Annotated in this window: 12 protein-coding genes and 1 pseudogene; 4 read left to right on the top strand and 9 right to left on the bottom strand. The window is 66.6% G+C overall.

Annotation, left to right across the window (positions count from 1 at the left end):
* Positions 1–89: 89 nt before the first annotated feature.
* The 3 genes from JWN03_RS01620 to JWN03_RS01610 all read left to right on the top strand — a co-directional run bounded on the left by JWN03_RS01620 (position 90) and on the right by JWN03_RS01610 (position 3,129).
* Complete coding sequence (locus tag JWN03_RS01620) at positions 90–1,739, top strand: LCP family protein (protein WP_297608549.1); 1,650 nt, start codon at positions 90–92, stop codon at positions 1,737–1,739.
* Between the two features lie 36 nt (positions 1,740–1,775).
* The gene (locus JWN03_RS01615) at positions 1,776–2,552 is read left to right on the top strand and encodes an isocitrate lyase/PEP mutase family protein (RefSeq protein ID WP_297608547.1); all 777 of its coding nucleotides are present in this window, start codon (positions 1,776–1,778) and stop codon (positions 2,550–2,552) included.
* Positions 2,553–2,628: 76 nt separating this feature from the next.
* Positions 2,629–3,129 (top strand): nitroreductase/quinone reductase family protein, encoded by a 501-nt coding sequence (locus tag JWN03_RS01610; RefSeq protein ID WP_297608544.1) that lies wholly within the window; start codon positions 2,629–2,631, stop codon positions 3,127–3,129.
* Positions 3,130–3,173: 44 nt separating this feature from the next.
* Here the strand turns inward: JWN03_RS01610 and JWN03_RS01605 are convergent, their stop codons facing one another.
* From JWN03_RS01605 to JWN03_RS01585, 5 genes are all read right to left on the bottom strand, one after another.
* Positions 3,174–3,899, bottom strand: coding sequence for a helix-turn-helix domain-containing protein (locus JWN03_RS01605; protein ID WP_297608541.1), 726 nt, complete (start codon positions 3,897–3,899; stop codon positions 3,174–3,176).
* Between the two features lie 66 nt (positions 3,900–3,965).
* The gene (locus tag JWN03_RS01600; RefSeq protein ID WP_297608538.1) at positions 3,966–4,700 is read right to left on the bottom strand and encodes a helix-turn-helix domain-containing protein; all 735 of its coding nucleotides are present in this window, start codon (positions 4,698–4,700) and stop codon (positions 3,966–3,968) included.
* A gap of 430 nt (positions 4,701–5,130) precedes the next feature.
* Positions 5,131–5,499, bottom strand: a complete 369-nt coding sequence (locus JWN03_RS01595; protein WP_297608535.1) for a DUF6188 family protein — start codon at positions 5,497–5,499, stop codon at positions 5,131–5,133.
* Positions 5,500–5,550: 51 nt separating this feature from the next.
* On the bottom strand, positions 5,551–6,594 hold the full coding sequence (locus JWN03_RS01590; protein ID WP_297608533.1) for a hypothetical protein: 1,044 nt from the start codon (positions 6,592–6,594) through the stop codon (positions 5,551–5,553).
* A gap of 36 nt (positions 6,595–6,630) precedes the next feature.
* Positions 6,631–7,140 (bottom strand): PspA/IM30 family protein, encoded by a 510-nt coding sequence (locus JWN03_RS01585; protein WP_297608531.1) that lies wholly within the window; start codon positions 7,138–7,140, stop codon positions 6,631–6,633.
* Between the two features lie 300 nt (positions 7,141–7,440).
* Between JWN03_RS01585 and rho the strand changes: the two are divergent.
* A pseudogene (rho, locus tag JWN03_RS01580) lies at positions 7,441–8,664 on the top strand (transcription termination factor Rho); the annotation flags it as partial.
* A gap of 10 nt (positions 8,665–8,674) precedes the next feature.
* Here rho and JWN03_RS01575 read toward each other — a convergent pair.
* The 4 genes from JWN03_RS01575 to JWN03_RS01560 form a co-directional block, all read right to left on the bottom strand.
* The gene (locus JWN03_RS01575) at positions 8,675–9,451 is read right to left on the bottom strand and encodes an alpha/beta hydrolase (protein ID WP_297608529.1); all 777 of its coding nucleotides are present in this window, start codon (positions 9,449–9,451) and stop codon (positions 8,675–8,677) included.
* Positions 9,452–9,535: 84 nt separating this feature from the next.
* Complete coding sequence (gene pheT, locus JWN03_RS01570; protein ID WP_297608527.1) at positions 9,536–12,034, bottom strand: phenylalanine--tRNA ligase subunit beta; 2,499 nt, start codon at positions 12,032–12,034, stop codon at positions 9,536–9,538.
* A 49-nt stretch (positions 12,035–12,083) separates the two neighbouring features.
* Entirely contained in the window at positions 12,084–13,145 is a 1,062-nt protein-coding gene (gene pheS / locus JWN03_RS01565) for a phenylalanine--tRNA ligase subunit alpha (RefSeq protein ID WP_297608525.1), read from the bottom strand.
* Positions 13,146–13,301: 156 nt separating this feature from the next.
* Positions 13,302–13,949 carry a nitroreductase family protein gene (locus JWN03_RS01560; RefSeq protein ID WP_297608522.1) on the bottom strand — a complete coding sequence of 216 codons (648 nt, stop codon included), beginning with the start codon at positions 13,947–13,949 and terminating at the stop codon, positions 13,302–13,304.
* Positions 13,950–13,974 lie beyond the last annotated feature (25 nt).

The following is a 13,974-nucleotide window of genomic DNA, read 5'->3' as shown; positions in this document are numbered from 1 at the left end:
GCAATTTCATTCACCGGAGGGTGCTTAATCCGGCATAATCAGAGGCCGATCTGACAGCGACGTCCTCCTCCGGCAGACTCGACATAGCCATGTACGACGACGACACTGAACAGCTCCCCGTTTACCGCCCCACCGGCGGTGCGCGCAAGTCAGCTGAGACGCCCCCGACCGAACCCCGGCGCACGCGCCGCGCCCGGCCGAATTCGCATCGCCGCGCCGCGGAAGCTCCGGCCTCCGCGCAATCGAAACGACTGCGCTACGCGGGCCGCGGTGTCATGTCGCTGGTCGCCGTCGGGGTGATCGGCATCACCGGTGCCGTCTGGTACGGGGAGACCAGCCTCGATCAGGGTTTCACCAGATCCGGTGGCATCGCCGCGGAGGACCAGAGCCTCGACGGCGATATCAATATCCTGCTCATCGGCCTGGATACTCGAAAAGACCTCAACGGCAACGATCTGCCCAAGGAGATCCTCGACCAGCTGCACGCCGGCGACGGGACAGAAGGCGGCTACAACGCCAATTCCCTGATCCTCGTGCATATTCCGAAGGATATGAAGAAGATCGTCGCCTTCTCCATCCCGCGCGACGACTACGTACCGGTATCCGGCATCACGGGCTACGACCACGCCAAGATCAAAGAGTCGTACGGCCTGAAGAAGTACATGGTCGAGGAGAAGCTCAAGGCACAAGGCGTCACCGACAAGGTCGACCTCGAGCGACAGGGCCGGGTAGCCGGTCGCACGTCGATCGTGCAGACGGTGAAGGCGCTCACGGGCGTACCCATCAACCGTTTCGCCGAGGTGTCACTCTCCGGCTTCTACGATCTGGCGACCGCGCTCGGTGGCGTCGATGTCTGCCTCAATCACGCGGTGGACGACAGCTACTACTCCGGGGCGCAATTCCCCGCCGGCAAGCAACATCTCGACGGCTCCGACGCGCTGGCCTTCGTGCGCCAGCGGCACGGCCTGGACAATGGCGACCTCGACCGCACGCACCGGCAGCAGGCCTTCCTCACCTCGGTGGCCAAATCGCTGAAGGACTCCGGCACGCTCACCAATCTGGGCAAGCTCAAGGCGCTCATGGATGTGGCGCACAAGGACGTGGTGCTGTCGGACGGGTGGAATCTCACCGATTTCATCACCACGGTGGGCCGCGCGGGTTCCCCGTCGGTCGAATTCAATACCCTTCCCGTCCTGCGCTACGACACCGTCGACGGACAAGACGTGAACGTCATCGATCCGGTCGCCATCAAGAAGACCGTGCGCGGCGCGTTCGGTGTCGAACAGCCGGCCGTCGCCGCCGCACCCCGCACCACACCCACCAGCACCCTCGACGTGGTGAATGCCACCGGCACCCCCGGCATGGCGGCCAAACTGCAGAAGTCCCTGGGAGCCAAGGGATTTCCCACCGGTGACGTGAGCAATGCCACCTCCTCGGACGGCACCTCCACCGTCATCTACTACGGCACCGGCGCCGACGCCGACGCCCAGCAGCTCACCGATATGCTCGGCGGCATTTCCAGCAGCCCGTCCTCGAATGTCACCGCGGGCCATATCAAGCTGGTCCTGGGCACCGATTTCGAGCTTCCGGAAACCCTCGACCCGGCGGCCTCGACCACCGGCGGCACCACGACGACCGCCAAGGCGGTCGCCGCCGCGGCCGCCACCACCACCGACGCCCCCGACAATGGCAAGGCGGTCACCACGACCATCGGCTCGGATATTCCCTGCGTGAACTGATCCGTGTAGTCCACCGCCGAAAACCGGAGCAGCGCAATGACGAAGACCGAGCTCTTCCGCAGTCTGCACCACCGTGATGCCCCGCTGGTACTGCCGAACGCATGGGACTTCGGTTCCGCCGCCCTGCTCGCCGACGCGGGTTTCACCGCCATCGGCACCACCAGCCTCGGGGTGGCCGCGGCGGCGGGGCTGCCCGACGGTGCTGCCGCCACCCGCGCCGAAACACTCACGCTCGCACAGCGACTCGGCCGTCTTCCGGTCCCGGTCACCGTCGATGTCGAGGGTGGTTTCAGCACCGATCCCGACGAGGTAGCCGAGTTCTGCGCCGAGCTCGCCGCGGCGGGCATAGCGGGCATCAATCTCGAGGACAGTCGTGACAATGACGCGCTGGCCGATCCACAGACGCACGCGGAGCTCATCGCCGCCGTAAAGTCCCGCACCCCGGATCTTTTCGTCAATGCGCGCACGGACACGTACTGGCTCGGCATCGATCCGGGCTCGACCCTGGCACGGGTGCGGGCCTACGAGAAGTCCGGGGCCGACGGCATTTTCGTCCCCGGCCTCACCGACCCCACCGAAATCCGGGCGCTGACTTCGACTCTCACCGCACCGCTCAATGTTCTGTTCTCCCCCACCGGCCCCGCCCTCGCGGATCTCGCCGCGCTGGGCGTGCGCCGCATCAGCACCGGCTCCCTGCTCTACCGAGCCGCCCTGGCCGCCGCCGTGCACACCGCGCAGGCCGTCGCCGATTCCGGGCCCCTCCCGACCGGCATCCCGTCCTACGCCACCATCCAGAAGCTGATCGCACCGTAGTCGCCGGCTACCCGACGACTCACTGGACAGTATGTAAAGTGAGCCGCGTTACACCGCGTCGAGCATTGGGATACAGATGGCACGCAAGAATTCGGGAACCGGCACCCTCACCATGAGCGGGCGGTTCAATCACTACTCGAGCGTCTACCTCGGCTGGAGCGCACGCACCTATTCGCGCGTGAACAGCTGGATCTACACGCGATCCGGCGGGACCAAGCTCGCCACACTGCAGGGCAAGCCGGTCTTCCAATTGATCGTCACGGGCCGCAAATCCGGCGAACCACGCCCGGTCATGCTCATGCTGATCCGCTCCGGTGACGACCTGCTGGTGTCCGGTTCCAACGGCGGCCACCCCGGCACCCCGAACTGGTGGCTGAACCTGACCGCCGCCCCCACCGCCCGCGTCCAGGTCGGCGCCGAGAACTGGCCCGTCGATGTGCGCGTGGTGACCGAGCCGGCCGAGTACGAAACCCATTGGCGCACACTGGTCGCCGGATACCCCGACTTCGCCACCTACCGGGCGCTGAGCACCCGGACCTTCCCGATCGCGGTGCTCAGCCGCTCGGCCGGAAACTGATCGACGGTTGTCCGGCAGGCGTTGCGGCGCCGGGCTGTAGCGAGCTATTCGGCGCTGCGCGCGGGCGTCATGGTGTACATCAACCACTCACGGCGCGGAAGTTCGCAGCGGAAGAGCTGAACGTTCATCACGGTCAACTCGCCGGTGTCGGGCGACCGCACCCGGGTCCTGCGGTGCGGAACCCCCTCGGGTGGCAGGCCCGCCGACCACAGTCGCTCCCAGTCCGGCGACTGCCGGCACACGGCGGCGATCTCCTCGCCACGGGCGGACGCGGCTGCGCCGGGCCCCATATGCCGGAAGGCGTACACCATGGTGCGCACCTCGCGCTCCCAATCACCTATAACCGCACGGGCCCGTGGGTCCAACAGCATCCACGCGAGGGCATTGACACCTGGCTCCACACCCGGGAACCATCGGCGATGCGCATCGTTGACCGCAACGATGTCGTGCTCGGGAACGGTCTGATACCAAGCCGGGTACGGCAGGGTCCGCAGAAAATTCAGCTCGGCCTGTTCCAGCTCGCCGTAGTGCAGCCCGGTCAGTTCGGGCAGCAGTGCGCTGGCGGCCCGTTCGCGGTACGGAGACTCGACCTCCAATGCCGTGAAGAGCGCGGCGAGCGCGGTCGAGGTGGGCTGGCGAATGCCCTGTTCGATCTTCTGGATCAAGGCCTCCGAGACCCCCGCCCGTCCTGCGAGCTCGGCACGCGTCAGCCCCGCCGCCTCCCGTCGCACGCGCAGAAAACTCGCGATTGTCGCATGCGCCTCGAACACTCCGACCGCTCCTTCATGCCTGATACCGATGACTCTCGTGCGTGCCACCGGCACTCGAACCTACCGTCAGGCCGGAATCGCCTGCGCGGGCACCAGGGCGTACATCCACCACGGCCGGCGCGGTAACTCGCAGCCGAAAAGCTGGATCTGCATATGCGTGAACTCACCGGTCTCGGGCGAACGCACGCGGGTGGGGCGGAGGCCGATCTCGGCGGGCGGGATGTCCGTCGACCAGAGGCGTTGCCAGTCGGGCGCATCCCGGCACAGGCCGGTGATCCGTTCGATGTGCTCGGGGGTGGTGATACCCGGGGCCATATGCCGGAAGGCCCACACCATGAGGTGCGTCTCGCGCTCCCAGTCGCCCATGACGTGGCGGGCGATCGGGTCGAGCAGCATCCACGCAATGATGTTGACACCGGGTGTCAGGCCCGGAAAAGTCTGGAGGTAGGCGTCATTGGCCGCGATGAGATCGAGTCCGGGGACCGTCTGGTAGCAGGCCGGATAGGGCAGGCTGTTCAGGAAGTCCAGTTCGTCCTGGTCCGGTATCTCACCGTCATAAGGGATATCGGTCAGTTCCGGCTGCAGCACGTTCGCGGCGTGGTCGCGGTACTGCATCGGCACATCCAGAGCTTCGAACAGTGCGGCGAGCGCGGTCGGAGTGGGTTGCCGGGTGCCCTGCTCGACCTTCTGGATCACCGCCTCCGAAACTCCCGCTCGCCGTGCGAGTTCCGCACGGGACAAACCGAGCGCCTCCCGTCGTACCCGCACGACACCCGCGATTGCCGAGTGTGCTTCGACCACCCTCGCTACTCCTGCCGATCCGATATCCGATGTCGCTGTTGCGTTCCGCCGGAGCCAAACCTACCGCGCGGTTCGCTTGACTTCGCACGCACTCCATAGACCATCCGGCCACTATCGCAACCCGTGCAAGTGGGACAAATTGGGACAGGGATCCAGATTGACGCACGGGCTCCTCACTAGCGATGCTCACCAGGGCCGTTCAACGCTGCACGGCCACCACGGGATGCCTCGGAGGGGACGGCATGAACTCGGGTCGCTGATGATGGGCGACCCGCAGAACGTGCCGCAGTGCATCGACCACCGCGGGCCGTACCGACATACGGCACGCCGTGGATACGCTGCGGTCGGTGCGCGTGCTGGGCACGCACACCGACCGCAGCGCACAAGGTAGGAATGCATGCGGCATGAATCAGGCCATATATGGTGCGGGTCATGCCTTTTCGGACCAGATCGCGAGTTCGCCGCCGGGCATGCAGACGACGAGGTAGATGCCGGGGACGGTGACGTGCCAGGCCTCGTAGTAGCGGTCGAACTCCACCACCATCTGCAGGCTCGAGTCCAGGAGGATGCGGAGCGCACCGCTGGAATCCGCTGCGGCGGAGACGATTACACCGTCCAGGGTGGCCGCGAGATCCTCGGCGAGTGGCTCACCGATGACATGGTGCAGCGCGGGGGCGTCGGGCCGATGGACCACCAGCTCACCCTCGATATGGATTTCGTAGGCGCCCGCGCCCAGCACAAGCACGAAGGGACCGGGCGACAGCACTGTGAGGCGCTCACCGGTGATCGGTAGATCCATATCGCCTCCAGCGGGGTCGGCGCCCCAGCGGCATGCCGGGGCGCCGGATTACTACTTGGTAGCCTCCGCCAGCACGCCGATGACCTGATCGGAGACGAAGAATGGCTCCAGGCGTTCGCGAACAAGCTTGGCCAGCACACCGTTTCGCTTGGCGGCCTCGACCACGGCGGGACCGTAGCGCAGGATTTCCTTGCCGATATCCTCGCCGGACAGGCCCAGCTCGGGCAGCAGCGCGGCCAGGGTGTGATCGCCGTACTTCTCGAAGAAGACCTCCACGCCCTGATCGACCAGGATGCCGAAGTACTCCTTCTCACGGGTGGTGAGGGCGATGCGGTAGATGATCAGCGCCAGATCCTGCAGATCCTGCTGCGAGAGGTACTCGCGCAGACCGCTCACCGGCTCACCGGCGTGCAGATCCCAGAATTCCATGGCGGCATCGTGCACCGGGGCGTCACGCAGCATTTCGCGAATGGCGTTATTGGTGCGCTTGAGCGCGAATTGCGCTCCCTTGCCGGCCATTTCGCCGAGGAAGGTGCCGTCGCCGGTGGCCTTCTCGGCGGCCTTGCGCGCCTGCTTGGCCGCTGAGGTGCCGAGCGATACGAGCGATCCGACACCCGGAATCTTGTTCGCCATCTGCCGATTGCTCTCCATGAAATCGGAGATCAGCTTGTCCACGAACTTGGAGGCCACGGTGGCGATGAGCGGACTCTCGGTGAGCCGCTCCAGGATTCGCTCCTGCGCCTGGTGCATGCCGAAGATCTTCTCCAGCAACTGCTCCACCGGCTCGCGCTCCACCACGTCGCCGAGGGTGTAGTCGTTATTGGCGGCGATATCGTCATACAGCGAGAGCGACAGTTGGCCGACCATCTCCTGCAGGACGGGGCTGCCGCCGATCAGATTGATAATATTGGCCACGGTCTGCTTGGCCTCATCGAGCTCCACCACATCGCGGAAGATGATGGTGTCGGCAATGCCGATCACCGCCTCCACATCGCGGCCGATCACCTCGGCGAAGCGATCGCCGGTCACCTCGGCAAGAATGAAGTCGACTTGCAGGTCGAGCAGCCGTTCGGCGATTTCGCGCGGCTCGGTCATAGGGTTCCACCCATCGTCAAGAAAAGACCGCCGAGTTCAGTCGTTATCGTTGCCGTGCATCGATTTTCGAATCTGTTCCAGGCGTTCCCGCGCGGTTTTCTGCCGCGCGTCCCACTGTTCCTCGACGCTACGACCCGCGGGTGTCTGCCGATCGAGCTCGTCCATCCCCTGTGCGGTGCCGTAGCGCTGCTCGACCTTATCGCGAACTGACTCGAAAGTAGGGACGCCCGCTGTCGTATACCCGCCGATACCGGGCGCGGTGGGTATACCGGCCGGAGGTACCGGCAGACCGGTGACCAACGGACCCCCTTCTACCTGGTCCAATGTGACAGCAACATCGAGCGGCGGCGAGCCGGGCGCCGGGTCCGTGTCCGGAGTCACATCGATGTAGTCGGGTGCATGACCGACGGTGGCCGCCACCGCCGCGGCCACCTCGTGCAGCGCACTCAAGCCGGCCCGGCCGGCAGTCACCTGCGCCACGGCTGCCGCCAGTTCGGCGTCCGGCAGCTTCGCCAATTCCGACACGAGATCCTCGGCATTGCTCATACGGACCAGGCTACGCAGCGGACGGCTTTGCCACGGCACCATTGCGCCGACAGCAAGCACCGCGTATGGTAGGCGGTGTTGTAATCCCGTGGATGTAGGTAGACGAAGTCCCTCCCACGAGTTTTCTTCCTTTCCGAGTCAGATTTCCAGCAGTAACTCTGAGCTACCCGCTGACACGCACTCGGATCACCTTGCGGCCTGCCGTCCCGGCGTCCCGCTCCCGGTCGTATGCGGCCGTTCCACATACACACTCCCGGTGCACGTCACCGGATGCCTTTCACAGGAGAAACACTCATGACCACCACCGAAACCCGGTCGGCCCGTACTCGCGCCGCCGCAGCCAAGTCCAACCCAGCCAAGACCACCGAGAAGGCCGCTGCGCCGGTCCTCGAAACCATCGAAACCCTTTCGCCCGCAACGGGAATACTCGATATCAACGGCAATACGGCAACCCTGCGCAGCAGCGGATACCTGCCCGACCCCGCCGATATCTCGGTACCCACCCGACTGGTTCGCGAATTCGGTTTGCGCCGTGGCGATCTCGTTACCGCACTGGTGCGCCCGAGCGCCCCCGCCCAGTCGAATGCCAAGGGCAGCAGGACCGCAACCCTGGTCCGTATCGACACCGTCAACGCCCGACCTGCCGGCGAAGCGATTTCCCGCCCGCACTTCAGCGAACTGACACCCATCCACCCCGACGAGCGCCTGCGCCTGGAGACCGAGCCGAACAAGCTCACCACCCGGGTCACCGACCTGATTATGCCGATCGGCAAGGGCCAGCGCGCCCTGATCGTCGCACCGCCCAAGGCGGGCAAAACCTCTGTGCTGCAAGCGATCGCGCACGGCATCGCCGCGAATCATCCCGAGGTACACCTCATGATGGTGCTGGTCGGCGAGCGTCCCGAGGAGGTCACCGACCTCTCGCGCGGCGTTCCCGCCGAAGTTGTCGCCGCCACCTTCGATCACTCGCCGGCGCAGCAGACCGCACTCGCGGAACTGGCCATCGAACGCGCCAAGCGACTCGTCGAACAGGGCCGCGATGTCGTGGTGCTGCTCGATTCGCTCACCCGACTGGCCCGCGCCTACAACACCTCCGGACCGGCCTCCGGCCGAATCCTTTCCGGCGGTGTGGATTCCGCCGCACTGCTGCCGCCCAAGAAGTTCCTCGGCGCGGCCCGCAATATCGAGCACGGCGGCTCGCTCACCATTGTCGCCACCACACTCGTGGAGACCGGTTCGCTCGGCGACACGGTGATCTTCGAGGAGTACAAGGGCACCGGCAATGCCGAGCTCAAGCTCGACCGCAATCTGGCCAGCCGGGGCGTCTTCCCCGCGGTCGACGTCACCCGCTCCAGCACCCGTCGCGATGAGCTGCTGATGGATCCCGCCGAGCACGCGGCCGTCGACAAGCTGCGCCGGACACTGTCCGACCTCGACGATCAGCGCGCCCTGGACCTGCTGCTCGACGGTCTGCGCCGGACCGGCAGCAATGCCGAGTTCCTCGCCAATATCATTCGAAAGTAAGCATTCTCCGTCAGGTCAGCCGCTTGGGCGGCAGCACCTTCGCGGCCCAAGCCGCGACCGTGCCCGACCACCCCGGAATCAACACCAGATCATTGTGCGCACCACCCGGATAGATCACCAGCTCCTTGGGCTCCGGAGCCGCTTCGTAGAGCGTGCGCCCCATCCGCACGGGCAGCATTTCATCGGCATCGCCGTGCATGATCAGCACCGGACATCGCAGGTGGCGAATCCGCCGCAGACTCGGGTACGCGTTCGGCACCACCACCTTGGGCAGATACGGATAGACGGCCCCCGCCGCATCCCGCAGCCCGGTGAAGGTCGACATGAGCACCAGCGCCGCAGGCGGATACGCGGTCGCCAGCTCCAGCATGACGCCGCCGCCGAGCGACTTCCCCAGGTACACCACCCGATTCGGATCGATGTCCGGCTGTGCGAGCAAGGCATCCCGCGCCGCGCGCGCATCCAGATAGGTGCCCTCCTCGCTGGGTCGCCCACCGCTGCGGCCGAATCCGCGATAGTCGAAGACCAGCACATCGAATCCGGCCGCCGACAATAGCGCCAGTATCGGCGACCGGTCCCCGATATTGCCGCCGTTGCCGTGCGCGAACAGTATGTGCCCCAGCGGTTTACCGGCCCCCCGCACGAACCACGCATTGACGGTCACCCCGTCCGTGGTGGTCAGTGACAGATCCTCGTAGGGGACCCCGAACTGCTCCGGCGTCATGACGATTCGCCGATCGGGGACATACGTCAGCGCATTGAGAAAGGGCCGTGCCGGATGCCGCATAACGCCCTTCCTACCCTTCGATACGACAGCGGCTCGTCGCGACACCCGAAAGTGCCTGCGACGAGCCGCTGCTCCATGCTCCGACTAGCGCAGCACCGCACCGACGGCAGCGGCCGCCGCCGCGACCGCCGAGTCGCGGGCCGCACTGGCCTCGTCCTCGGTCAGCGTGCGGTCGGTGGCACGGAAACGCAAGGCATAGGTGAGGGACTTGCGACCCTCACCGGCCTGCGCGCCCTCGTATACGTCGAACAGTGAGATCTTGTCCAGCAGCTCGCCCGCACCCGAACGCAGCGCGGCCTCCACCGAGGCAGCCGGAACCGTCTTGGCGACACTCACCGATACGTCCTGCAGCACCGCCGGGAACGGCGAAACCACCGGGGTGGGCCGGTTTTCGCGCAGCGGCAGCGCATCCAGATCGATGACCACCGCACAGGTGCGCGGCGGCAGGCCGGAGCGCTCCAGCACGGCCGGATGCAATTCACCGGCATGGCCGACCACCGCACCGTCGACCAGCAGCTCCGCGCCACGACCCGGATGCCACGGCAGGAAAGCCACGGCGCGACGCTCGATGGCCACACCCGCGGCCTCCGCGACCGCATCGACCAGCGCGAAGGCATCGGCGGCTTCGACCGCGCGACCGGGGCCCCACGGTCCGCGCGGTTCGCGCTTGCCGGTCAGCACGGCGGCAACATGTACCGGCTGATCGGGCAGTGAGCGCAGCAGCGCGCCGATCTCGTCCTCGGTGGGACGGCGATCCACCGGCAGCGGGCCGACCGGCGCGGTCTGCTCGGTCCGGCGCACCACCTGGGCGATCCCGTAGATGGCCAGATCACGCTCACCGCGAGAGATATTGCGGGCAGCCACTTCCAGCAGTCCGGGCAGCAGCGTCGAGGCCAGTTCGGGCCGATCCGCGTCGAGGGGGTTGAGCACGCGCATGGTGTTGCGGCGCGGATCGTCGGCGGGCAGGCCCCAGGTGTCGAACACCTCGCGGGACATGAACACCGGCACCGGCACCTCGACGCAGCCTTCGAACGCGAGCGCCTTGCTGACCGCGCGGCGGCGCTTTTGCTCGGCGGTCAGTCCGCGACCGGCCGGGGCGGTGGGCAGCACCGACGGAATCTTGTCCAGACCCTCCAGTCGCAGCACCTCCTCCACCAGATCGGCGGGCTGGGTCAGATCGGGCCGCCAGCTCGGCGGAGTGACGATCAGCTGGCCGTGTCCGGCCTCGCTGACGCCGACATCGACCGCGCAGCCGACCTGCTGCAGGCGGCGTGTGGAAGCGCCGGGCGCATAGTGCACGCCCGCAATGCGATCGGCCAGATCGATATCCATGGCGATGGGCTCGGTGGCCGGAACCGGCACCCGCACATCGGTGAGCACGGATTCGACTGTGCCACCGGCGATCTCGGCGAGCAGACCGGCGGCGCGGTCCAGCGCGGCCAGATTGAGCTCCGGATCGACGATGCGCTCGAACCGGCGGCTGGCCTCGGAGCCCAGCTTGTGCCGGCGTGCGGTGCGCGCCACGGCAATCGGATTCCAGGTCGCTGCCTCGAGAATGATCTCGGTGGATTCCCCGCCGACCTCGGTGCTCGCGCCGCCCATGATGCCTGCGAGGGAGATGACGCCGGAGTCATCGGCGATCACCACATCCTCGGCATCGAGGGTGCGCTCGGCCTCGTCGAGGGTGCGCAGGGTTTCGCCCTTATTGGCGCGCCGCACCACGAGTCCGCCCGATACCTTCGCGGCATCGAAAGCGTGCAGCGGCTGGCCCAGTTCGAGCATGACGTAATTGGTGACATCAACGGCCGGGGAGATCGGGCGCACACCCGACAGCAGCAGTCGCCGCTGCAACCACCACGGGCTCACGGCGTTCGGATCGATACCGGTGACCTTGCGCACCGCGAAACGCGTGCACAGCGATTCGGGCTCGAGCCGCACCGGCCACGCCTCGGCATCGGCGTCGGGCAGCGAGCGCACGGCCGGATCCTGGAACTCCAGGTCGAAACCGCAGGCCAGCTCCCGCGCCAGACCGCGCGCCGAGAAGGCGTAACCGCGGTCCGGGGTGATGGCCAATTCGATGACGGTGTCGTCCAGGCCGAGCAGCTCATTGGCGTCGGTGCCCGGCTCGGCGGTGCCGGGCTCGAGCACCAGAATGCCGTTGTGATCCTTGCCGATGGCCAGTTCCGCGACCGAGCAGATCATGCCGTTGGAGGTGTGCCCGTAGGTCTTGCGCGAGGCGATCTTGAATCCGCCCGGCAGCTCACCACCCGGCAGCACCACGACCACCAGGTCACCGACGACGAAATTCCGTGCGCCGCAGACGATCTCCTGCAGCTCGGGCTGGCCGATCTCGACCTTGCAGAATCGGATGGGCTTCTTGAACTCGGTCAGCTCGGTGATCTCGGCGACCCGGCCGACAACCAGCGGATGGTCGATCTCGCCGCCCACCCGCTGCAGCTGCTGGACCTCTTCGACCTCCAGGCCGACCCGGACGAACCCCGCGTCGAGCTCCTCCGGCGTCACCGACCACCCGGGGGTGGTGCGCTGCAGGATTTCCGTCAGCCAGGACTGCGCTACTCGCACTTGACGTTTCGCTTCCTCGATTAGTGGGATGGGCTCAGGCGGGGTGGACTCAGGATTGGATGCCGAAGGGCAGCGTGAAGCGCACGTCGCCCTCGACGATGTCGCGCATATCGGGCAGGCCGTTGCGGAACTGCAGAGTCCGCTCCAAACCCATACCGAAGGCGAAACCGCTGTACACCTCGGGATCGATCCCGCTGGCAATGAGCACCTTCGGGTTCACCATGCCGCAGCCGCCCCATTCGACCCAGCCCGGACCGCCCTTCTTGTCCTCGAACCACACGTCCACCTCGGCGGACGGTTCGGTGAAGGGGAAGAAGCTGGGCCGCATGCGCGTGGTGGTGTTCGGGCCGAAGAGCGAGCGCGCGAACGCGTCCAGGGTGCCCTTCAGATGCGCCATGGTCAGGCCCTTGTCGATGGCCAGACCCTCCACCTGCGAGAAGACCGGGGTGTGCGTGGCATCGAGCTCATCGGTGCGGAAGGTGCGACCGGGGCACACCACATAGATGGGCAGCTCACGAGAAAGCATGGAGCGCACCTGCACCGGCGAGGTGTGCGTGCGCAGCACCTGCCGCGAACCCTCGGGCGCGATGTGGAAGGTGTCCTGCATGGTGCGTGCCGGATGATCCGGCAGGAAGTTCAGGGCGTCGAAATTGAAGTGCTCGGTCTCGACCTCGGGACCTTCGGCGATCTCCCAGCCCATGGCCACGAACACATCACCGACCCGCTCGGACAGGGCATTGATGGGGTGCCGCGCGCCCACCGCACCGCGACGCGCGGGCAGGGTCACATCGATGGCCTCGGCCACCAGCACCGCGGCATCACGCTCGGCGAGCAGTTCGGTATTGCGGGCCTCGTACGCCTGGGTCACCCGCTGCCGGGCCACATTGACGCGCTTGCCCGCCTCGGACTTCTCTTCCTTGGGCAGCGTGCCCAGCGAGCGCTGCGCCAGCGCGATCGGCGACTTTCCGCCCATGTACTCGGTTTTCGCACTCGCGAGCGCGTCCAGGTCGGCGGCAGCGGCGAACGCCTTCTCAGCGGCCTCCGCGGCGGCGGCGAGGGATTCCTCGGTCAGCGCCGCAGTCTGCTCGGCACGGTCGATGTCGTCGGCCACGATGGTTCGTCACTCCCCTGGCTGGTACGGGTCGGGCGGAATTTCCTGCCCCATTCTTGCTGGTCGAATCGTAGTCGTTGTAATCAGCCCGGTTCATCCGCTTTTATCGCAGGCCGCGCGCACCCTCCCGGCGTGGTGCGCGCGGCCCGCACCCGGTCACGCGACCGGGTAGGTCTCGCGGAAAACAGTGCGCTCGACGGCCCGCCGGCCGGGGTGCCTGCGCTGCTCGGCCGAATAGCCGATCGACATGAGCAGGGCGATGGACAGATCCGGGCGATCCTCGATGCCGATCACCTTTTTCACCTTGTCTTCTTCCCAGCCGTTCATCGGCGAAGTGGCCAGCCCGAGCTCGGTGGCGGCCAGCATGATGTAGGCGGCGGCGATCATGGCGTCCTTCACCGCGTACTCGCGCAGCAGCCCGCGCTCGGCGAGGCCCTGCTGAAACTCGGTGGACGCGGCCGAGAATCCGGCGATGAACTGCTCGTTCCAGGCGCCGTTGCGGCGGGCGTGGTCGTACACATCGCCCCGATCCTCTTGCCACGCTTGCGTTTCCGCGACGAACACCAGCAGCACCGGGGCCTCCTGCGGTTGCGGCTGCCCACCGGTGGCCCAGGCCAGGCCCTCGCGACCCTCCGGTTCGGTGACCACCACGATCGAGCGGTCCTGCAGATTCCAGCTGGAGGGCGCTTCCATGGCCAGTTCCAGCAGTGCTTCCAGGGTGGCGGCCGGAACCGGATCGGGCCGGTAGTGCCGGACGGTGCGGCGGGTGCGAATGGCTTCGGCGACGGAGATCATCTTGTTCATACCACTAACTATTGGAGAGTGACTC

It is taken from the genome of Nocardia sp., from assembly GCF_025465275.1.
GTDB lineage: Bacteria > Actinomycetota > Actinomycetes > Mycobacteriales > Mycobacteriaceae > Nocardia.
This window is presented reverse-complemented; position numbering and strand designations above follow the sequence as displayed.